This is a genomic window from Peribacillus sp. GL_122, assembly GCF_057835005.1.
In genome coordinates this window covers 67,368-87,924 of record NZ_CM174415.1, presented here as the reverse complement: position 1 = coordinate 87,924, position 20,557 = coordinate 67,368, and the positions used below count along the sequence as shown (strand labels likewise).

The following is a 20,557-nucleotide window of genomic DNA, read 5'->3' as shown; positions in this document are numbered from 1 at the left end:
GGTGTGCCTCCTATAACATTCTTTCATTTATCCTCAGGCGGCTGAAGCTCCTCAATGGAAACATGAAGAACTTCCGCCACTTCCAGTAAAAATGCTTCTGAAGGGATGCGGTTCCCTCGTTCGACTTCTCCTAACAAGGAAACGGAAACGCCTATTTCTCTCGCAAACCCTTCCTGGGTATAACCCTTTAACTTTCGAAAAGCGCGAATACGCCTTCCCCATTTTTCACCTTCCATAATCGAACTCCTTCTTTATCCGAAATCTGTTCAAGCAGGTCGCTCAAAGGTGCATGCATTAGCGGAAGTGATATATCAGGGTCCACTTCCATTAAAGGCACGATAACAAAAGCCCTCTCGTGCATACGAGGGTGCGGGACTGAAAGAATCTCCGTCTCAATATTTTCATGATTATATAACAAAATGTCAAGGTCTAAAGTACGGGGACCCCACCTAATTTCCCTTTTTCTCCCTAATTCTTGTTCAATTTCCATACAAGCGTGAAGTAATTTTTCGGGTTCCAAATCGGTATTCACTTTAAGGACAGCATTTAAAAAACAGTCCTGATCTTCATATCCTATCGGGTCTGTTTCATATAAAGAAGAGCATGCAACCAACTTGATATGCGGATTTTCAGACAATAATTGGAAAGCCCTTTGGAATGTTTCAAGGCGATCCCCTAAGTTCGACCCTATTGAAAGGTAAGCGATATTTACCACAATCAGCGTCCCCTTACAATCTCTATAGCAACCGAATCATAGTGACCTGCTATTGGAGGATCTGGTTTATAAACCTTCACGGTGCATGTCTCAATGGAAGAATATTCATTAAGTAGTTCAGAGGCAATTTTTTCAGCAACAGCTTCCACTAACTTAAAAGGTTTTCCCTCAACAACACCTTTACACACTTCATATAACTCACCATAGTTGATTGAGTCTTCAAGGTTGTCACTTTTCCCAGCCTTGGCTAAGTCAGTATGGACGATTAAATCCACTTTAAACCGCTGACCAAGCTTCGTTTCTTCCGGAAAAACTCCATGATAACCGTAAAACTCCATTTTATTCACATATATCTTATCCATTTCATTCACCTTTTCCTAATAGAGCATCCATCATCTTTGCAGTCCGTGCCATTTCCTTCACATCATGTACACGAACCATTTGACAGCCTTGTTGAATGCCATGGCAGATCGTGGCGGCTGTTCCTTCCATCCGCTCACTAGGCGGCAGGTCCAGAACATGTCCAATCATGGACTTTCTTGATGTGGCTAGCAGTACAGGATATCCTAATGATACAAGCTTATCAAGATTCCTCATCATTTCCAAATTTAACTTTAAATCTTTCGCAAAGCCAATTCCCGGATCGAGAATGATGTTTTCATCCTTGACTCCCGCATCCTTTACCAACATGATGCTTTCGAATAAATCTTGAAGTACATCACGAACAAAATGTCCATAACTCATATTATCCCTGTTATGCATCAAGATAATCGGCACCTTATATTCCGCAGCAACCTTTGACATCAAGGAATCGGCCTTACCTCCCCAAATGTCATTTAATATATGTGCTCCTGCTTTTACCGCCGCCTCGGCTACTCTTGATTTATACGTATCAACCGATATTGGTACCTCAATATTACGGGATATAGCTTCAATAATCGGGGCGACTCTCTCTATTTCCTCTTCATCCGATATCCTCTCATAGTTAGGACGGGTGGACTCTCCGCCTACATCCAATATATCCGCTCCGTCGTTGACCATCCGTTCGGCATGCTTCAAAGCGGCATCTATCCGATTATATTTCCCGCCATCCGAAAAGGAGTCTGGCGTAACATTCAAAATCCCCATAATTAAGGTTTTATTGCTGTAATCCAAATCAAATGAACCGCATTTTATTTTTGACGCTCCAGCTAATGACATCCAACGTTCTCCTTCACCTAAAGAAATCTATATATACGAGTTTACCCATTTACATAGGCATAGCGCAAGTTCCACGAAGATATGGAACGCTTCTGCAGACTTTACTACAAAAAGAAAAGCAAAGCCCCTAAGGAACTTCGCTTCTAGTTTTTAGTGTCTTGTCTTACTCAAAGTTATATAATGGCGTACTTAAGTAGCGTTCACCATTACTTGGTATGATAGCAAGTACCTTTTTACCTTTTCCCAGTTTGTCAGCCACTTTAATGGCAGCTGCAATTGCACCACCAGAAGAAATTCCACCAAGGATTCCTTCCTCTTTTGCTGCACGGCGGGCATAGTCAAAAGATTCCTCTGTATTGACTTGAATGATTTCGTCATAGAGATCTGTATTCAAAATACTCGGGACGAAGCCTGCACCGATTCCTTGGATTTTATGAGGTCCTGGAGTCCCACCCGATAATACTGGAGAGTCCGCAGGCTCAACAGCGTAAATCTTAATGTCAGGGTATTTTTCACGCAGCACTTCACCAGCACCTGTTATGGTTCCGCCAGTACCGATTCCGGCAACGAATGCATCCAGACCTTCATCACCAAATGCTTCAACGATTTCAGGTCCTGTAGTATTCCGATGAACTTCAGGGTTGGCTACATTCTCGAATTGCTGTGGAATGAAATAACCTTTTTCTTTAGACAGCTCAGTCGCCTTTGCGATTGCACCCTTCATTCCTTCAGGTCCGGGAGTAAGAACTAATTCTGCGCCATAAGCACGAAGCAAGTTACGGCGTTCCAAGCTCATCGTCTCCGGCATAACCAGAATTGATTTATAGCCCTTTGCCGCTGCTACCATCGCAAGTCCTATTCCAGTATTCCCGCTTGTAGGTTCAATGATCGTATCACCTGGCTTAAGGGTACCATTTTTTTCTGCCGCTTCGATCATCGCAAGGGCGATACGGTCTTTTACACTACTGCCTGGGTTAAAATACTCAAGTTTCAGATAGATATCTGCACTGTTTTCATTTTGAAGCTTGTTTAACTTCACAATAGGTGTTTGTCCAATTAAATCGATTACAGAATTAGCTATACGTGCCATTTTCTCCACTCCTTATCATTTCAAATACCGAGTATGTTTATTGGTTTTATAAATTTAAAGTTACCAGTTTTTATTGTTCATTGTCAATGATTATATACTATATTCTAAATTTTCTCACACACCATTGACCTACTTTTTTTCTTTCAATCCATAAAACCATTCTACATCAAATTCGTCCCAGAAAATTTTCCCTGAGACCGGTGCCTGAATCTGTTCAAGAGCTATTTGGCGGTGAATCTTGTCTTTAACTTCATCATATTCATACTGCTTGCCCTCTATTCTTTCATGCAGATAGATAATTGCCCAGCCTTCTTCCGTTTGAATCGGATCACTCCACTTTTTCACCTTCAAATTCTCGGCAGCGGTAATGTATTCCTTGGAGACTTGCTCGTTATCCTGTGATATATAACCCATGTCGCCTCCTTGATTGGCAGTGAATTCATCAAGGGACTTTTCCATCGCTAAGACATCAAAGGAGACGCCTTTCTCCAGTTCACGTACGATTTGGTCCGCTTGCTTTTTTGTAGACGAGGTAATATGAGAAATATGGAAAGCAGTAGGGATTCTGTAGATATCCTTATTATTATCATAATGATTCCGCATTGCCGTTTCGGAGACCGAAACGTCCTTGGTGAGGAGCTTCTCGAGGAGGAGACTCGACTGAATTTCCTGCCTCAGTTGATCGTTACTTTTATTAAGGTTCTGACCGGCAGTCCCATACATCGTTTTCATCATTTTAAGTTCCCGATCAAGCTCTTCATCCGAAATTTTCACTTTGTATTTTTCAGCTGCCTGTTTCACGACCTCTTTATCGACCATTTCCTCAAGTACATCTTCCCCATATCTTTTTTCGAGCTCATTAATCCATGCGTCCCGGGAAATATCCTTGGATCCAACCTTTGCGGCCGTTTCTTCCCCGATGACGGATTTTGAAATGATTAGTGGTTTTATGACAAAGATAATGATAGTCAATAGGTTCAACAAGGCAAGGGCAGCAATAATCGCCCGAAGCTTTTGTTTTGGCAAACCCTTATCCCCCGTATATTATTTTTTGGTTTCCGCTTCTAGTTCCTCGAGTTCTTCCTTCGAGAATTGGTAGGTCTGATTACAAAAATGACAATGTGCTTCCGCTTGTCCATCTGTATCAATGATATCCCGAATCTCAGCTTGCCCTAGGCTAATCAATGCATTTGCAATTCTTTCCTTAGAACATTGACAGGAGAATTGGACATCCATTTTTTCTAGTATATTCACATTGCCCTCACCTAAAATTTCGGTTAGGATTTCTTCAGGACTCATGCCGCTTTGAATCATCTTAGAAACAGGAGTTATCGTGCTTAGCCGATTTTCGATTTTTGTAATCGTATCTTCGGATGTACCCGGCATCAACTGGATGATGAATCCACCCGCTGCAAGGATTGAATTATCCGGATTAACTAGGACCCCAACCCCCACAGATGAAGGCACCTGTTCGGAAGTAACAAAGTAATATGTGAAATCTTCACCTAATTCTCCCGATACAAGCGGTACCTGACCTGAAAAGTAATCACGAAGACCGATATCTTTGACAACAGTCAACAATCCATCGGTACCCACCGCTTTCCTTACATCAAGCTTTCCTTGCTCATTCAAATCAAAGTGAGTTTGCGGGTGAGTGACATATCCGCGGACTTCTCCCTTTGCATTGCTGTCGACCAGGATGGAACCAATCGGTCCACCGCCCTCGATTTTAATCGTCAGCTTTTCTTCACCTTTTAACATTCCACCCATCATAACGCCTGCCGTCATCGCCCGTCCAAGGGCAGCTGAAGCAGTAGGCCATGTATAATGGCGCCGCTGAGCTTCTCCTACCGTGTCTGTTGTTGAAACAGCATATGCCCGAACCTGTCCCTCATAACCTAACGCCTTTATTAGATAATCCTTCATTTATTTTGCTCCTTTCATGCTTTGTGTTACTTCTTCACTTGCTCACGATTACGTTTATAAATCAACTGCAACCCCTTCAAAGTCAAAAATGGCTCCACTACGTCAATCACAGTAGACTCATTGGCAATTAAGGTAGCCAATCCACCTGTTGCTATTACCGTCGGTTCTAGATTACTTTGCTCCTTAATTCGATTAACGATTCCTTCTACCTGTCCAACATACCCATACAAAATACCAGCCTGCATGGCGGACACCGTATTTTTCCCAATAATCCCTTCTGGCCGACTGATTTCTATTCTTGGAAGTTTGGCTGCCTTTGAATAAAGTGCTTCAGTAGAAATATTTATACCCGGAGCAATGGCTCCGCCCATGTATTGTTTATCCTCATTTATATAGCAATATGTAGTTGCCGTGCCAAAGTCCACGATAATGAGAGGACTTCCATATTCCTGGATGCCTGCGACGGCATTAACGATTCGGTCCGCACCCACCTCACGGGGATTCTCGTATTTAATATTCAATCCAGTTTTTATTCCAGGTCCAACTATAAGCGGTTTAATTCCAAAGTATTTTTTGCACATGCGTTCAAGCGCAAACATAATTGGTGGAACTACCGAAGAAATGATGATTCCATCAAATTGATCAAACGAAAGACCTTCATGTTGCAGCAAAGACTTTATGACCATTCCATACTCATCTTCTGTCTTGTGACGGTTAGTCTCAATTCGCCAATGATATTTTAAAATATCTTCATCGTATACGCCCAATACAGTATTCGTATTCCCAACATCCAATACAAAAATCATCGTTTCATCACTCCGGTAAATTATTCTCCAACATCATACCACACTGTTATTTTACCACGCTATTAGTCGCACTTTTCGAAAGGTATCCCAGAAACTTCATCATATTTAATTCAAGAGTGAAGAAAAGGGTATTTCCGAGGCGGAAATACCCTTTTGAATTCAGTCAACTTAAGACTTTTTATTGTCATCTTCGTTCGGGAAGGAAAGCGGCTGATCTTGAGGCGCACCTTCTTTGATTGGAGGAGTATTCAATCCTTCCTCCGTTATTTCAAGGTCCTCAGGTCCTCTCTTATCTAATGGATCTAATAGGGCCTCTTTTTCTTCCTTCTTCGTATTGATGTTCACCTTGACATTCTCATCAGTGGTTAAATTCCCATTAAGGGCTGTATAATCCCGTTCTGGCAATTTACCATTATGGAATAAACTTTTGATTTGTTCAGCATCAAGTGTTTCCACTTCAAGCAAGGTTTTTGCAACCAAATCAAGTTTTTCACGATTTTCAGTAAGAATCGTCTTACATCTTTCGTAAGCTTCCTTGATGATACGTTGAATTTCAAGATCAATTTCATATGCTATTGCATCTGAATAGTTTTGATCATTGTTGAAATCTCGGCCTAGGAAGACCTGACCTTGTGAATTACCAAATTGAAGTGGTCCGAGTTTACTCATGCCATATTCCATAACCATGCTCCGAGCTATGCCCGTTGCACGTTGGAAGTCGTTATGCGCACCGGTACTCACTTCTCCGAATGTAACTTCTTCGGCTACACGGCCACCCAATAGACCTACGATTTTATCTTTAAGCTCAGGTTCCGTCATGAAGAAACGATCTTCTTTCGGCAGCATAACTGCATAACCGCCAGCTTGACCACGAGGGACAATCGTAACTTTATGAACGACTTCGGCATCATCCAGAACCAATCCAATAATGGTATGGCCTGCTTCATGCCACGCTACGATATTTCTTTCCTTTTTGGAAATGACACGGTTTTTCTTGGCAGGTCCAGCGATAACGCGATCCGAAGCTTCATCCAAATCGGACATGTCGATCTTCTTCTTATCTTGACGAGCAGCTACAAGCGCCGCTTCATTCAGTAAGTTTTCAAGATCTGCACCAGAAAATCCTGGAGTACGCTGAGCGATCGCTTTCAAATCGACCGTTTCTGCTAATGGTTTATTACGTGCATGCACCTTCAGAACTTCTTCACGGCCCTTAACATCAGGGCGGCCTACCGTTATTTGACGGTCAAAACGTCCTGGACGCAATAAAGCTGGATCCAATACATCAGCACGGTTAGTCGCGGCGATGATTATGATTCCTTCATTACCACCGAAACCATCCATTTCCACCAGTAGTTGGTTCAATGTCTGTTCACGTTCATCGTGACCGCCACCAAGACCTGCGCCACGTTGACGTCCGACTGCATCAATTTCATCGATAAAGATGATACATGGTGCATTCTTCTTAGCATTTTCAAACAAATCACGAACACGGGATGCACCGACGCCCACAAACATTTCAACAAAATCAGAACCACTGATTGAGAAGAAAGGAGTTCCGGCTTCACCAGCCACTGCTCGTGCAAGTAAAGTTTTACCTGTACCAGGAGGCCCAACTAAAAGTACCCCTTTAGGAATACGGGCTCCAAGCTCGGCATATTTGCGAGGATCTTTCAAGAATTCAACAACCTCGACAAGTTCCTGCTTTTCTTCGTCCGCTCCGGCAACATCATTGAAGCGTACTTTTTTCTTATCATCATTATACAATTTCGCCTTACTTTTCCCGAAGTTCATGACGCGGCCACCACCGCCGCCCTGAGCTTGGTTAAGTAAAAAGAAGAAGAGGATAAAAATGATTACAAATGGAATGATGGAAGTGAAAAATGTCACCCAGCCACTTGTTTTTTCTGGAGGTTCAACAGTGATGATGTCCTTACCCAATTTGGTTACGGCATCATTGATTCTACTTTGAGAATATTCACTGAAAGGCACGTACGTCACAAAGAATTTGTTTTCCTCATAACCTTTGAGCTTTCCTGTGATTTCAAATACACTGCTTTCGGGCTGCATCGTCAGTGCAGTAACATCCCCATTCTCCAAATGCTTATAGAATTCATCTTGGGTCATTTTCTCCGTTGGTTCATTGTTATTATTAAAAATGCTTACAATCCCAATGATGACCAAAAAGATCAGTAAATAAAATATGGTATTACGGAAGATCCGATTCATCCCTTACCTCCTCCCACGGGTAAACAAACTATAGTAAATACTATCATACAAAATTAATGAATTACAATAATTTAACACCGCTGTTTTTATCTGGTCTTTTCTTTCAAACAGGTACGATTAATTCGAGTAAATTTCAGGCTTCAATATGCCAATATACGGGAGATTACGATACTTTTCCGCAAAATCAAGACCATATCCGACAACAAATGCATCCGGAACGATGAACCCGGCATAATCCGGAGTGATATCCGCTTTCCTGCCTGTTGGTTTATCCAATAAGGTAACGATTTTAATTGATTTTGCTTTTCGATAACGGAAAAGTTCCGCAAGATAGCTAAGAGTCAAACCGCTGTCGATAATATCTTCGATGATTAAAATATCCCGGCCTTCAACCGATGTATCAAGATCTTTGATGATTTTCACTTCACCGGAAGATACAGTGGAGTTACCATAGCTTGAAACATCCATAAAGTCCATTTCAAGATGTGTATCCACACGTTTCAGTAGATCTGACATAAATGGCATGGCGCCTTTCAGCACTCCGATGGCCAACGGGAACTTACCTTGGTAATCAGCTTCAAGCTGCGCACCCAATTCCCTGATTTTTTTTTGAAGTTCTTCCTCCGATATTAAAACCTTTTCAATGTCGTTTTGCATGGTCATTGTAATTAATTGCCCCCCAAGAAGAATTAAGCTTTTTTATATTCTAAGTAGATTAAAGATTTTTCATCAGAAATTATATCCGGCTCAATATTCGATTTCTTTAAACCAGGTAGCCAAATGGCCGTTCCCGTTTGATCGATGATAACCGGCCACACATTTCTTTCTAGCATCGGGATCTTTTCATTGATAAAAATATCCTTTAACTTTTTAGTTCCACCCAATCCCTTGACGGCCATCCGTTCGCCTTCATTCCTGGTTCGGACTGTAAGAGGAAACTGAACAGCTGATTCGGGAAGAATAAAAGAATGATTTCCTCTAAGTACCGGAATTTCTTCTTTTATATAGTGCGCTTTAATCTTATATCCATTCGGAAGAATAGTCTCACCGGGAATTTGTAAATTAAGGGAATATTTAAGGCTTTTTTGCCGAAAAAATCTAAAAGTGCAAATTTGATATGATTTTTCCGCAATAAGGCCCTCCGGAAGATGCAATTCTGCAGATGGTTGAGGATTCAAAAACAAAACTAAAAGTTGGTCAATATGTAATGCCGAAAGCGATGAAGGTCTCTCCAAATAAAGATAGTTTAATATTAGTTGAATCGCCCTTCTTTGTAAAGGTTTAGGCATCGCGAGAACCTTATCAATCTGAATAACCGCTTGATCTTTATCCTGTTGGATCCAAACCTCGGACATTTTGCTTGAAACCATGTTCAAAAAAAACTCTTCATCTTCATAAAGCTCTTCACTGAATCGTTGAAAATGCTCATGAACCTTTCTATTTTCTTTCTTTAAAAATGGAAGGATTTCATGTCTAAAACGATTTCTTGCATAGACACCCGTTTCATTGCTCGGATCAAACCTTGGTTCAATATTATGAAGGCCCGCATATTCGATTATTTGGCTTTTCGTGATCTCAAGAAAAGGCCTGATCAGATTCCCGGTATGGAACCGTCTCTTTATAGGAATTCCTGCTCTTGCCTTACCTGTCGCCCCTCTTGTTAAACGCATGAGCATCGTTTCTATTTGATCATCTCCATGATGCCCCAGGACAAGCGTGGAGGCTTGATGCTTATCCATCATTTCTTCATAGAAAGCAAAACGCAACTTTCTTGACGTTATTTGTGAACTTTCCCCCATCTGCTCCATCCGGGCAGGAACATCGATCCTTTTCCCCTCGAATGTAATGCCCCACCGTTCACAAATATGCTCGACATATTTGTAATCCTCATAGGATTCTTCCCCTCGAAACATATGGTCAACACTTGCAACGATCATCTCGTAATGAAAAAGAGGTTGAATTTCCTTAAGGATATGGAGAAGCACCAATGAGTCCGGTCCTCCGGAAACGCCTATTAACAACTTCGAGTGTTCCTTAATCAATTCGTTTCTATAAATGGTGCTCAGAACTTTTTCCTTTAACATACAATCTTCCTTCTTTATGAACAGGCATTAGTTTTATACGATTCAATCATGAAATGGTTTCAACTATTCCATGGCATTCACCTAATAACTATATCATAACAACTGTTCATATATGTATAGAACATAGAGCATCGATATGATGGCAACCAGCAAAAAAGTTTCAAAAAATCCGCCACTTTTCTTTTTTGAACGGTTTTGGGACCTTCTTGCTTGTCTCGTTGCAGGTTGTATTGTTTGCGGCTGACCCGCCGCTGCCTGAGTCTGGCCCTTTTTCTTCGAATGATTTTGCTTACTTAGAACCGTGACCAAATCCTCCCGCATTTGGAGGGCTGAATCATACTGCCCGTGGAGTGCTTTATCTAGCATCTTCCTATACGGGTTCAATTCCTTTTTCTGCTTAATCAGGTCGTTAAGCTGTCTATACCCCTCCCCTTTCTTGTGGAAACGTCCAGGATAGGCCGAATTGATTATAATCATCGCCACAGCGAACAAGTCATATTGCGGATCGGCCTTTCTTGATCCAAGTCCCCAGTAACCCCTGTCAAAGAACTCAGTGAATTCTTTAACAGATCGCCCGATTAAGGTGGTTCCGCCAACATCCACGCACCGTACCTTATAGGCTGGTGAAGTCACGATCAAATTCTCAGGTTTTAAATCCCCGAACACCCATCCATTGGTATGCAAGGCAGACAAGCTTGTTAAAAGCTGAAGCATTAAGACTCCAATCCATGATGACCCTTTTTTATCGATGAAACGCAAAAAATCGTGTCCGTGGATATATTCCATGACATAAAAAGGGAGCTGCTTTCCTGTTTTCATGAAATCATCCGCTTCCAAAAAGGAAGGCCCAAGGGTAGACCCCTGGACCTTTGAAAAGGATTTTAGGATATTCATCTCCGAAATAATGGACGTCCCATTATCACTGAGCTTTAAAGCATAATGACGATTTCCGCTTTCAACCAAATAGACGATCCCGTTCGCTCCACACCCCAATTCCTTAATTATTTTGTACTGATTTTTATTCCATTTTCCAGTGACCAAACTGCCAGGCAGGAGTTTACATTGATTCCTCAAAGTATTGTTCATCATCATGTGATAACAATCCCCTCAATGAACGTTTTTTATTGAAGTATGTCAAAGCTTCACGAATGGCTGGACCTGTTGGAGTGAGTCCCCCTGTACTAAGCTTAGGAAAAGTTGCCGTCAAGGCTTCAAGGTTCGGGGTCCAATCCAGCAACTTTTCAACATCATTTCTTTTCCCAGGAAATACGAATACGGAAAAACGGCTGTCACCCATTCTTGCATTCATACTAAGGGAAAGATCTAATAAGGAATCTTTTACTGTAGGCAGTTTATGTTTCATGCTTGCACTTGTATCAACAAGAATCAGTACTTCGAGCTTGCTTGTTTCCCCAAGCTCATCGACCACCTCCATCACTTCTCCTCGTTTATCAGGCGGAAGATCCTCCATCGTTTTTGAATCTCCAAGTATTTGTTGAAGTTCACGATTGATAACTCCCTGTATAGTTTGAGTCATTGCCTTTTGAGTCACCATTTGGACGGTTTGGGACAACTGCTGAGCATAGACTATTTGACTTACGCCACCTCCAGAACCAGCAATCTTCTCAATTTCCTTAAGCCCCTTTTCATCTATCACATCATTTTCCATGACACCTATGACATTGATGGTTATGCCTTGCTCCCTTGCTAATTCAGCCATGGCAGACGGTTCTTCACCATGATTTGAACATCCGTCGGTTATAAGCAAAATCTGTCTTAATGTTCCTGCTTTCATGTTTTGCTCTCCCTTCCTATCAATTTGTTACCATAATTGACTAAAAAAGGGGAAATTATACGCCGAGGACATCGCATCAAGTCACATCATGGAGTGAAGTGATTGAAAAGAGTTCAACCCTTTACCTTTTATCCGTCTTCCATTTCTCCACCTCATTTTGGTTTTATTTATTTTATTTATATAAACGGCCCCTACTGGGCCTTTTTACGTTTTGGAGAAACGGGAATGGATGCCCATTTCGGTGTGTTATGCTTAATTTTCGATGTAACCACTGTCATGTCATCATCTATGATCCCTTTTGTTCGGATGACCTCTTCCAATATTAAATCAGAGATTTCCTGTGGATCGTCTGTTTCCATTTCCTTGATTTTTCGTTTAAGCCAGAACTCGATATTTTCGACATGTGAGGGGCCATCGAACACACCATCGCTCATCATGATTAATATGTCCCCTGCCTTCAGCTCTTCTGATACAACATCAACATCGAAATCCTGGATGATTCCCATAGGAAGGTTACTTGATTCAATTTTTATTATCCTATCCCCCCTTTTAATGAAACTCGGTATCGAACAGATTTTTAAAAACTTAGCCCTTGCGTCCTGAAGATCAATCATTGCCAAATCAAGAGTCGAAAATATTTCATCGGTAGTGCGTAGAGATAATACGGAGTTTACGGATTTAATGGCTATTTTTTCTTCTATTCCCGATTGTAAAAATTTTTGTAGCAGCTTCAATGTCTCTGTACTTTCAAAATGGGCCCTTTCCCCATTTCCCATTCCATCACTGATGGCTATCGCAAATTTGCCGCAGCCAATTTCCATGGTCGTATAACTATCTCCTGATACAAGCCCTCCCCCCTTGGCAGCATGAGCCACACCCGTTTCGACCGTGAATTTTTTTGCTGACCTAAATATCACCTCACATTGCCCGTTTGGATATGTTGCACACTCTTCTGAATGAACGACTATCGTTTCACCTAAAATGTCAGAAAGCATGGGTGCAATCAACTTTTCACATTCCCCTCTGCCCTGGCAGTATGGGACACTCATCTCTATATCAACATTTCCTTGTTCTAGACTGTATATTTCAACATGACCTATGTGCAGGCCAAAATCCTGGATGGCTTCCAAAATGGATTCTTCATGTACATGATGATTCTTCCTTTCCCTTTGAATTTCTTTCGCAAAATCATCCATTACTGCCGAAACGCCCCGCAGTTGATCCGCCACTAGTTTCCGACTTTCCTTCACCTGCCTTTTTAATTTTTGGTTAGCTTCAAAATAAGTAAGTTCCTGTGCTATCGCCCCAATGACCTGAGGCCCGCGGCTACAATATTTCCCCCATTCTTTCGACGTTTTTTGGGGGAGCTGACCATTATTTTCACTTAATTGAAGCATAATTTCCTGCATGCCGTCATAGGTTGTATTAAAGTTCTTGGACCAGCATTGTTCCTTCTTAAAACAAAGCTGGCACGTCTTTTCCGTTACATTACTTAAGAAGTAGTCGAATTCTTTCTCATCTTCCTCCAATCTCCCCCTTTCATCCACTTGGGAAAAGCTATTTGAGAGCGCCTCAAATACATGTGAGAATTGCTCCACCCTTTGAGCGGTGACATCCCTCACTTTTCGGGCATACTGCTGCTGTTCATCAGAATTCTCGACTGTTCCCGGTATATGTTTCGCTATTTTGTTGATTATGGATGACGGTGTCAATATAAATAGGGCTACAGCTATAAGTGATTCATAAAGGGTCACCATAATATTATTGGTGCCCTCACCATATAAACCTATCAGTAATGTAGCAATCAAGAGGCCGCTAGCAACCCCTATCTTCCTTCCCTCCTTCAACAAACCTCCCAGAAGCCCTGAAAATGCGAGAAGGCTCATTTGATAAAGACTTGCAATACTTGCCAAGCTGAATATCAATCCAGTAACTACACCTACAGTGGAGCCTATGGCGGCCCCTCCCGCCAGCCCGAAGAGGAGGACCAGGTATCGCGAGAATATATGGTCGAGTGATAAATCGTATATCATCCAGCCGATGGTTCCGGTCATCACCGAAGCCAGCAGGATGATGATGCTGACGATTTCCTCCGTCTTTAATGATTGGGACTTTGTCCGAATGGTCAGCATCGGGATTGATTGTATGAAGATTAAGGTTAAAATCATTGCGAGTCCCGCCTCTACCCCTATCATCATCAAGTCGTACAGCTGAATCGTTCGAAATACCAGATATTGCTCGGCCAGGTTGACCAGGAATAGTGAAGCAAAGACGTACATCGACATTGTCTTGAATTGTCCTTCCACGGCGGGCCTCTTGATCTTATGAAATAACAGGAGCAGGAACGCCGATGCAAAGATGACTAAACTATTCGAATAGTGAACGGTCAGCCCACCTGCAATCAATCCGAATAAAGCCAGTGGAGCCCTATCACGCCTCATGAGGAAAACGGCTGCGAAAAACGGAAGTCCAAATGGTGCAAGCTGCGAAAGAATCAAAGCCCGTCCTAATAAAAAACCGATAATTGCTAAAGAGATGCCTTTTTTTATGAATATGTCTTCCGATTTCATTTGCAGTTGTTGGATCCAATTGATGGCCCCTTCCTTCGCTTCTTTTAATTGAACATCTCCAAGAGGTTCCATCATAGGTCTTTCTACTTTTTCCATTTCAACACCCCATTCGTATTAGTGGTTTTTATTATATAGAGGGCTTGTCTATTTTTTTGTCAGAATTTTATAAGCGGATAAGAAAAACGTTCGACGAAATTCTTCTTGAACAATCATTTGTATACAGGTTTTTGTACCTTTTTTTTCAATACGAAAACAGGTGTTCTTTTTTTTTTGAAGAAAAGCAAAGTTTTTAGGTTATTTTTGCGGAAAATAACACGAATAAATAATCAGGAAATGGAAACCGACAAACTTTATTTTTTTTGTTGACATTTTTTCTTCACGACTGTAAGATATAACTTGTGCTTCAGTAGCACTTACCATTATGGCGGCGTAGCTCAGCTGGCTAGAGCGTACGGTTCATACCCGTGAGGTCGGGGGTTCGATCCCCTCTGCCGCTATCTTTTCTCATGAAAATCACGGCCCGTTGGTCAAGCGGTTAAGACACCGCCCTTTCACGGCGGTAACACGGGTTCGAATCCCGTACGGGTCATCATATATCAAAAGCGCCTCTGCACACTTATATCGGTAAGTGTACAGAGGCGCTTTTTTTATGTCGTTGATAATTAAAAGAAGACAAGCCAGCAAGCTTGCCTTTATCTACACTATGAATAATTTCACAGGAAAAGTTGCTAAACTATTATTTTCAGCAGCAGTTTTATCCGCGTCTTCCTCCTCGACCTCCCCGTTTCGTTTCGGTGCTACGTTTAAGGGTCGTTAAGCGGTCTTCGCTATCTTTTAAGAATTTAGCCATTTTTTGCTCAAAGTTTTCTTTAGGTTGGAAACCATTACCTTTCGAGCGGAAGTCTTTGGAACGGCTGTCATTCCCTCTTCCTTGGCGCGGACGTGGTGTGTATGCAGGTTTTTGCTCAACTTCAGGACGGTCTATCGCTTTTTTTATGGACAAGCCAATCTTGCCATCTTTAACGTTGATGACTTTCACCTCAACTGTATCGCCCACTTTTAAATGATCATTGATATCCTTGACATAGTTATCAGCCACTTCACTGATATGGACAAGACCGGTTGAACCTTGAGGTAGCTCTACAAATGCACCAAAATTAGTTATGCCTGTTACTTTACCTTGTAACTTGCTGCCTACTTCGATTGACATAAAAAAAATGTTCCTCCTTAGAAATGTTAAAAAAATCTCTTCACACTATATTATAACGAAAGTAAAAAAACAGTGTCAATATTAGTCACTATCTTCCTTCCCTTTTGGAAGGGTAAAAATGATTTCACCTTTTTCAGATAAGAAATAATCCCGTCTGGCTATTTTTGCTATATAGTCGTCGTCATTAAGCTTTACGATTTCTTCTTTAAGAAGGGTCTCGTCTTTTTTCAATTCAGCTAACTTTCCCTTCAATTCTTCCTTTTGTTTAACTTTCTCATCCAGTGCAACATTTTGCGTTATGAGGGTGGAAACGGCAAAAATCAAAAAGACAGCGGCGAAAACTGAGTAAAGGGTTAATCTACGCATTAGACCACGCTTCTTTTTTTCTACGGTTTGTACTTTTTTCTCTTGTTGAGCGACGTAGGAATTTTCCATTTTTGCCACTTTCCTTTTACGCAGGCTACTCATTTTTTATCGCTCCTCATTTCTTTTTATTTCTCCATCCATTTAGCGTTCTAAATATAGAATTCTTTATTTTCAATAAAATCCCTTTTCCTTTATTATAAAACTTCCCGACGTTTTTCGTAACAAAAACCGGCAATAAATTCCATATATAAGTCAGAATCCATTTTAATGGTCTCCAGAATATAGTCAAAATAAAGAGAAGTATTTTTCCCGCCCATTTTAATAATACCAAAACGAACTTACCTATCCCGATGATGATGGCCAATACAGATACTAATACCCATTTTATCGGTAGAAATATCAGCATGTGAACCGAATTCGCTATAAATCTCGCCAACTTTATCACAAGTATGATCAAAAACTCTAATAAACGTTGATAGAAACCTTTGAAAAGTGCTTGATATGCTGAAAAACCGCATAATAAGGCCAAAAATAAATAGAGGCGAAACTCTCCCTCATTCACTAAAAACAAAACATAAAAAATAAGGAGACCCTGAATGATCCAGAAAAGGAAGTCATGGATGAATACAATCCACCTTTTCCTTTCTGAACGATTCAGGAACCGGCTATACGTATCCAGGGCAGCTCCAAAGCCACTGCCCATGCCTATCATCGCAAGCAACGTATAAAATTGGATCGTTAAGGTCATTTGAACAATTTGCCAAAGAAGCCTTTAGCTTTCTCCCCTGATTGCTCATCTAAATAAACAAGGTCGAAAATCTTTCCCTTAATGGAAACGATGCCTTTATCAACGTCTAAATTCTTCATTTGCAAGTTTTGGCCCCGGATAGATAAGAAACCCATTGACGTTTCGAGCAGAAATTCTTCATTATCGAAACTTTCAACTTGTTTGACACCGGTAATATCAAGTAAACGGCGGCCTTTCATCGTTACATCATGCTCTTGGGTCGTTCCTTTTGTGTAACCAGCATTCGGATCAATATATTGGCTCATTTTTTCATCCCTCACAGTACCACGGATTTTGTACAAGTGTATGTCCGTAAGAGTGGAATTAGAACCAAGCCTGTCCTTACTCCTCCGCTAGCTTTTCTTCCTTTACGATGGTATACATATCTGCAGCCGCTTCTTTTTTCGTCGTTTCTTGAATTTTATCGACACGGACCGTAACAAGCTTTTGACCGAACCTTACAGTCAACTCATCGCCATCTTTCACATTCGAACTTGCTTTGGCCTGTTGTCCGTTAATCGTGATTCTCCCTTTATCCGCAACCTCCTTCGCAAGTGTACGGCGCTTGATCAACCTTGAAACTTTTAGGAATTTATCCAATCTCATCGACATTCAAATCTCTCCCTTAATTAAAGTCCTTTAGCTTTTGCTTCATCCCAATATGAATCCAGTTCTTCCAATGTATAATCCTCAAATTTTTTGTTTGCCCTTTGAATGCACTCTTCTATATATGTAAAACGCTGGTGGAATTTCTGGTTTGCTTTGTAGACGGCTTCTTCCGCTTGTATGTCATAATAACGTGAAATGTTGACAAGCGCAAAAAAGAGGTCGCCCAGCTCTGATTTTATTCTTTCGACATCCCTGTTCGGGCTTAATATTTCCTCTTCCAATTCCTGCACTTCTTCCCTTACCTTTTTCCAGGCTTCGGAAACCTCATCCCAATCAAATCCAACCTTGGCAGCCCTTTTTTGATACTCTTCGGCCCGAAGTAAGTTTGGCAGCGATTTCTCAATACCATCCAGTATGGATTGCGGTGCTTTTGTTTCGCTCCCTTTTTCATCTTCTTTGATTTTCTGCCAGTTCACTAATACATCTTCCTCGCCGTTCACTTCAACATCTCCAAATACATGAGGGTGGCGTCGAATCATTTTTGCCGTAATGCCTTCAATCACATCATCTATCGTGAACATCCCCTCATCTTCACCGATTTGTGAATGAAGCATCACCTGAAGTAGCACATCCCCAAGTTCACCAATCATGCCCTCATCGTCCTCTTCATCGATGGAATCAATCAGCTCATATGCCTCTTCTATTAGATATTTCTTCAAGCTTTCATGAGTTTGTTTCTTATCCCAAGGACATCCGTCAGGACCTCTAAGTTCTGCAATGACCTGCCGCAGCTTAGAAAACTCCCTATATCGTAAAGCTTCTTCGCTAACAGGAGGGACATAAACACTCGTCAAGTTACTTAACTCCATCTGACGGTCGAGTTCGAAGAGAGCACATTTTGTCACTTTTTCCTGACTGCTTCCTGCCGCTGTAACGATATATACCTCGTAGTCATCCGGTAGCTTTTCCATTAAGGTCAGCTTCACATTGGATGCACTGAATGCGTCATATACCTGTCCGATTATCATATGCTGGGTAATGTGCAAATCACCTGGTGAAAGATCTGTTCCATCCAATAGCTGAAACCCTTCAATCGGGTCGATTCTAACAGCCTGAAACAAGGGATCAAGGAAACTTTGCCCGCCTTCCAGCTTAATGACTATTCCAAGAGCCGGACCCTTTTCGAGCAAAAGCTGCACCGTTTTTTCCGCAACCATGGGATGCCCCGGAACTGCGTATAGAACGGAACGGTTCGAAGCCTCTTGTAATAATGTTCCGGCAATTTCTTCATATACAGCTTCAAATTGGTCGTGCTTTTCATATATCCCGTCAAACGCCGTGAAATTTATTCCTTCCCTTTTCAAATCCCCGATTACCGGATGATCAATCGTTCTGACGAAACATTGTTCTGTTTGTATCAATTTTTTATAAATCCCTAGAGGAAGCTGATCTAAATCGCCTGCACCAAGGCCTATTATCGTAATCTCATTCATGATTTCGTATACTCCTATTCGTTATTATAAATCGTTTAAGCTTTGAACCTGCAGGTATTAGTGAAAGTTCTTCTTCACTAAATAAGCCTGCACGTAGGGCGGTCATCACAAAAACGGCTGCACCGATTCCTACACCGATCAAAGCTTGGATCGTAGCTAACAACCGGCTATCGCCTGAGGACATCAATTCGAATAAGCCATTGAATAAAACAACCGCCGTACCCATGTAAACCGTACTCTTCAAGATTATTATCACGTGCTTCTTTTCAATTAATGTCTTTTTAATATGTACTCTCAATACCACATAAAATAATACAGTCATGAGCATGAAAGCAAGCACTGTTGCCAAGGCTGCTCCCGCGATCTTGTAATGGGGCACTAGAACAAGATTCAAAGCCCACTTGCTGCCCACCCCCACAAGCGTAATGATCACCGGTATGAACGAATAGCCTAAACTTTGAATCACTGCTGCTTCTGCCATTATGACGGATGTGAATAAAATCGATAAAGAGAAAATTGCTAAAGTAATCGTCCCTTTGGTGTCCATGAACAGCATATGATTGACAGGCTTCATCGTCACCACCAGGCCAATCGCGGCAGCGAGTCCTATCGTCGCACTTACACGAAGCGCCAATTTGATTTTATTCAATAATTCATGCTCACTTTTCCTCTGAACGAATCCGGATATTATAGGTACAAGCGCCAATGCAAAAGAATTAGCCACGACTGTACCTAGCTGAAGCAACGGCTGTCCTCGATCATATACCCCTTTCCATTCCTTGGCTTCCTTTTCCCCCATTCCCGTTTCCCTCAATAGGGAATACAGGTGCAGTGAATCGACAAACTGAAACAAGATAAGGATCAAGCCAGTTATGCAAAAGGCCAACCCCTGGAAAATCAGGGCTTTGGAAATTTTGATGAAATGTACCGGTTTGATTCTCATTCGTAAAAAAAGCTTCCATTCTTCTCTTAAAATAACGAAAGCAATAAGCAGGACCAGGCCAGTTATGCCGCCGGTTATCGAACCGAGGACTGCCCCCTCGCCGACCACATAAGGAGAGTAGCCCTGATACACGAAAATTGTGGAAAGAACCAGTATCGTCAACACACGGATGCATTGTTCAGCGACCTGCGAACTTGCCGTCGGCAGCATGTCGTTTATTCCTTGAAAATAGCCTCTTAAAACAGATGAAATCGGCATTAATAGATAGGAATAGGCAACGATTCTCAGCAGACCTGCTAAATGCGGATCCTTCATCCATCCTGCAATCCAATCAGCGCCAAGGAACAGTGCAGCAAACATCATGACTCCTATCGAACTTAAGACGACGAATGAAGTCACTAAAATGTCCTTGACCGCAAAGTTATTTTTGGAAGATTCCCGTTCTGCAATAAGTTTGGATATGACAACCGGAAAGCCGAGTGTTGATAATGTAAAGGCAACACCGTAGAAGGGATAAACCTGTTGATAGATATAAAACCCGATGTCACCCGCAATGTTCTGATATGGTATGCGATAGGCCGCGCTCAATACTTTTACGATAATCGCTGCTGCGCTCAAAATCAGCGCACCTCGAAAAAGTTCATTTGAAGTTTTATAAGGCTTTTCAGCCATTCTTTTTCCCCTTTTCACTCATATGTGGTAGTTATTATAGCATAATTCCAATGGTTGTTTTT

Annotated in this window: 21 protein-coding genes and 2 tRNA genes; 2 read left to right on the top strand and 21 right to left on the bottom strand. The window is 41.6% G+C overall.

Features of this window, described 5'->3' with window-relative positions; all coding sequences use genetic code 11:
* Positions 1-23: 23 nt before the first annotated feature.
* From AC3ISB_RS00455 to spoIIE, 14 genes are all read right to left on the bottom strand, one after another.
* Positions 24-236, bottom strand: coding sequence for a helix-turn-helix domain-containing protein (locus AC3ISB_RS00455; protein WP_098372679.1), 213 nt, complete (start codon positions 234-236; stop codon positions 24-26).
* The gene (folK, locus tag AC3ISB_RS00450; RefSeq protein ID WP_098372678.1) at positions 188-715 is read right to left on the bottom strand and encodes a 2-amino-4-hydroxy-6-hydroxymethyldihydropteridine diphosphokinase; all 528 of its coding nucleotides are present in this window, start codon (positions 713-715) and stop codon (positions 188-190) included. The genes AC3ISB_RS00455 and folK overlap by 49 nt, the downstream gene beginning before the upstream one ends.
* A gap of 2 nt (positions 716-717) precedes the next feature.
* Entirely contained in the window at positions 718-1,077 is a 360-nt protein-coding gene (folB, locus tag AC3ISB_RS00445; protein ID WP_098372677.1) for a dihydroneopterin aldolase, read from the bottom strand.
* A 1-nt stretch (position 1,078) separates the two neighbouring features.
* Positions 1,079-1,915: a dihydropteroate synthase gene (folP, locus tag AC3ISB_RS00440; RefSeq protein ID WP_098372676.1), complete on the bottom strand. Its 837-nt coding sequence runs from the start codon at positions 1,913-1,915 to the stop codon at positions 1,079-1,081.
* 163 nt (positions 1,916-2,078) lie between these two features.
* Positions 2,079-3,005, bottom strand: coding sequence for a cysteine synthase A (gene cysK / locus AC3ISB_RS00435; protein WP_076372979.1), 927 nt, complete (start codon positions 3,003-3,005; stop codon positions 2,079-2,081).
* Between the two features lie 129 nt (positions 3,006-3,134).
* A complete protein-coding gene (locus AC3ISB_RS00430; RefSeq protein ID WP_098372675.1) occupies positions 3,135-4,031 on the bottom strand; it encodes a peptidyl-prolyl cis-trans isomerase in 897 nt (298 codons plus the stop codon).
* A gap of 18 nt (positions 4,032-4,049) precedes the next feature.
* Positions 4,050-4,931, bottom strand: a complete 882-nt coding sequence (gene hslO, locus AC3ISB_RS00425; protein ID WP_480340484.1) for an Hsp33 family molecular chaperone HslO — start codon at positions 4,929-4,931, stop codon at positions 4,050-4,052.
* A gap of 26 nt (positions 4,932-4,957) precedes the next feature.
* Complete coding sequence (locus AC3ISB_RS00420; protein ID WP_098372673.1) at positions 4,958-5,737, bottom strand: type III pantothenate kinase; 780 nt, start codon at positions 5,735-5,737, stop codon at positions 4,958-4,960.
* Between the two features lie 168 nt (positions 5,738-5,905).
* A complete protein-coding gene (ftsH, locus tag AC3ISB_RS00415) occupies positions 5,906-7,966 on the bottom strand; it encodes an ATP-dependent zinc metalloprotease FtsH (protein ID WP_098372672.1) in 2,061 nt (686 codons plus the stop codon).
* Positions 7,967-8,083: 117 nt separating this feature from the next.
* The gene (gene hpt, locus AC3ISB_RS00410) at positions 8,084-8,623 is read right to left on the bottom strand and encodes a hypoxanthine phosphoribosyltransferase (RefSeq protein ID WP_076373001.1); all 540 of its coding nucleotides are present in this window, start codon (positions 8,621-8,623) and stop codon (positions 8,084-8,086) included.
* A 32-nt stretch (positions 8,624-8,655) separates the two neighbouring features.
* Positions 8,656-10,050, bottom strand: coding sequence for a tRNA lysidine(34) synthetase TilS (gene tilS / locus AC3ISB_RS00405; RefSeq protein WP_480340485.1), 1,395 nt, complete (start codon positions 10,048-10,050; stop codon positions 8,656-8,658).
* Positions 10,051-10,143: 93 nt separating this feature from the next.
* Positions 10,144-11,142 (bottom strand): protein kinase domain-containing protein, encoded by a 999-nt coding sequence (locus AC3ISB_RS00400; protein ID WP_339201203.1) that lies wholly within the window; start codon positions 11,140-11,142, stop codon positions 10,144-10,146.
* Complete coding sequence (locus AC3ISB_RS00395; RefSeq protein ID WP_063235926.1) at positions 11,108-11,845, bottom strand: VWA domain-containing protein; 738 nt, start codon at positions 11,843-11,845, stop codon at positions 11,108-11,110. Before AC3ISB_RS00395 ends, AC3ISB_RS00400 begins: the two co-directional genes overlap by 35 nt.
* 191 nt (positions 11,846-12,036) lie before the next feature.
* Positions 12,037-14,511 (bottom strand): stage II sporulation protein E, encoded by a 2,475-nt coding sequence (gene spoIIE / locus AC3ISB_RS00390; RefSeq protein ID WP_098372670.1) that lies wholly within the window; start codon positions 14,509-14,511, stop codon positions 12,037-12,039.
* Between the two features lie 327 nt (positions 14,512-14,838).
* On the opposite strand from spoIIE, the gene AC3ISB_RS00385 reads away from it, so the two are divergent.
* Positions 14,839-14,912 (top strand) — tRNA-Met (locus AC3ISB_RS00385).
* 20 nt (positions 14,913-14,932) lie between these two features.
* Positions 14,933-15,004, top strand: a tRNA-Glu gene (locus AC3ISB_RS00380).
* A 165-nt stretch (positions 15,005-15,169) separates the two neighbouring features.
* Here AC3ISB_RS00380 and AC3ISB_RS00375 read toward each other — a convergent pair.
* The 7 genes from AC3ISB_RS00375 to AC3ISB_RS00345 all read right to left on the bottom strand — a co-directional run bounded on the left by AC3ISB_RS00375 (position 15,170) and on the right by AC3ISB_RS00345 (position 20,495).
* Positions 15,170-15,625: a S1 domain-containing RNA-binding protein gene (locus AC3ISB_RS00375; protein ID WP_034316303.1), complete on the bottom strand. Its 456-nt coding sequence runs from the start codon at positions 15,623-15,625 to the stop codon at positions 15,170-15,172.
* An 81-nt stretch (positions 15,626-15,706) separates the two neighbouring features.
* Complete coding sequence (locus tag AC3ISB_RS00370; protein WP_098372669.1) at positions 15,707-16,093, bottom strand: FtsB family cell division protein; 387 nt, start codon at positions 16,091-16,093, stop codon at positions 15,707-15,709.
* Positions 16,094-16,106: 13 nt separating this feature from the next.
* On the bottom strand, positions 16,107-16,739 hold the full coding sequence (gene yabQ / locus AC3ISB_RS00365) for a spore cortex biosynthesis protein YabQ (RefSeq protein ID WP_098372668.1): 633 nt from the start codon (positions 16,737-16,739) through the stop codon (positions 16,107-16,109).
* On the bottom strand, positions 16,736-17,044 hold the full coding sequence (gene yabP / locus AC3ISB_RS00360) for a sporulation protein YabP (RefSeq protein WP_034316308.1): 309 nt from the start codon (positions 17,042-17,044) through the stop codon (positions 16,736-16,738). The genes yabQ and yabP overlap by 4 nt, the downstream gene beginning before the upstream one ends.
* Before the next feature lie 76 nt (positions 17,045-17,120).
* Positions 17,121-17,384 (bottom strand): RNA-binding S4 domain-containing protein, encoded by a 264-nt coding sequence (locus AC3ISB_RS00355; protein ID WP_034316386.1) that lies wholly within the window; start codon positions 17,382-17,384, stop codon positions 17,121-17,123.
* Between the two features lie 23 nt (positions 17,385-17,407).
* Entirely contained in the window at positions 17,408-18,880 is a 1,473-nt protein-coding gene (gene yabN, locus AC3ISB_RS00350; protein WP_489275277.1) for a bifunctional methyltransferase/pyrophosphohydrolase YabN, read from the bottom strand.
* Positions 18,873-20,495, bottom strand: a complete 1,623-nt coding sequence (locus AC3ISB_RS00345; RefSeq protein WP_489275275.1) for a putative polysaccharide biosynthesis protein — start codon at positions 20,493-20,495, stop codon at positions 18,873-18,875. Before AC3ISB_RS00345 ends, yabN begins: the two co-directional genes overlap by 8 nt.
* Positions 20,496-20,557: the final 62 nt, after the last annotated feature.

Coding starts and splice junctions, on each gene's coding strand:
- AC3ISB_RS00455 (WP_098372679.1), bottom strand. CDS start 236: ATGGAAGGTGAAAAATGGGGAAGGCGTATTCGCGCTTTTCGAAAGTTA.
- folB (WP_098372677.1), bottom strand. CDS start 1,077: ATGGATAAGATATATGTGAATAAAATGGAGTTTTACGGTTATCATGGA.
- folP (WP_098372676.1), bottom strand. CDS start 1,915: ATGTCATTAGCTGGAGCGTCAAAAATAAAATGCGGTTCATTTGATTTG.
- cysK (WP_076372979.1), bottom strand. CDS start 3,005: ATGGCACGTATAGCTAATTCTGTAATCGATTTAATTGGACAAACACCT.
- hslO (WP_480340484.1), bottom strand. CDS start 4,931: ATGAAGGATTATCTAATAAAGGCGTTAGGTTATGAGGGACAGGTTCGG.
- AC3ISB_RS00420 (WP_098372673.1), bottom strand. CDS start 5,737: ATGATTTTTGTATTGGATGTTGGGAATACGAATACTGTATTGGGCGTA.
- ftsH (WP_098372672.1), bottom strand. CDS start 7,966: ATGAATCGGATCTTCCGTAATACCATATTTTATTTACTGATCTTTTTG.
- hpt (WP_076373001.1), bottom strand. CDS start 8,623: ATGCAAAACGACATTGAAAAGGTTTTAATATCGGAGGAAGAACTTCAA.
- tilS (WP_480340485.1), bottom strand. CDS start 10,050: ATGTTAAAGGAAAAAGTTCTGAGCACCATTTATAGAAACGAATTGATT.
- AC3ISB_RS00400 (WP_339201203.1), bottom strand. CDS start 11,142: ATGATGATGAACAATACTTTGAGGAATCAATGTAAACTCCTGCCTGGC.
- AC3ISB_RS00395 (WP_063235926.1), bottom strand. CDS start 11,845: ATGAAAGCAGGAACATTAAGACAGATTTTGCTTATAACCGACGGATGT.
- spoIIE (WP_098372670.1), bottom strand. CDS start 14,511: ATGGAAAAAGTAGAAAGACCTATGATGGAACCTCTTGGAGATGTTCAA.
- AC3ISB_RS00375 (WP_034316303.1), bottom strand. CDS start 15,625: ATGTCAATCGAAGTAGGCAGCAAGTTACAAGGTAAAGTAACAGGCATA.
- AC3ISB_RS00370 (WP_098372669.1), bottom strand. CDS start 16,093: ATGAGTAGCCTGCGTAAAAGGAAAGTGGCAAAAATGGAAAATTCCTAC.
- yabQ (WP_098372668.1), bottom strand. CDS start 16,739: ATGACCTTAACGATCCAATTTTATACGTTGCTTGCGATGATAGGCATG.
- yabP (WP_034316308.1), bottom strand. CDS start 17,044: ATGAGCCAATATATTGATCCGAATGCTGGTTACACAAAAGGAACGACC.
- AC3ISB_RS00355 (WP_034316386.1), bottom strand. CDS start 17,384: ATGAGATTGGATAAATTCCTAAAAGTTTCAAGGTTGATCAAGCGCCGT.
- yabN (WP_489275277.1), bottom strand. CDS start 18,880: ATGAATGAGATTACGATAATAGGCCTTGGTGCAGGCGATTTAGATCAG.
- AC3ISB_RS00345 (WP_489275275.1), bottom strand. CDS start 20,495: ATGGCTGAAAAGCCTTATAAAACTTCAAATGAACTTTTTCGAGGTGCG.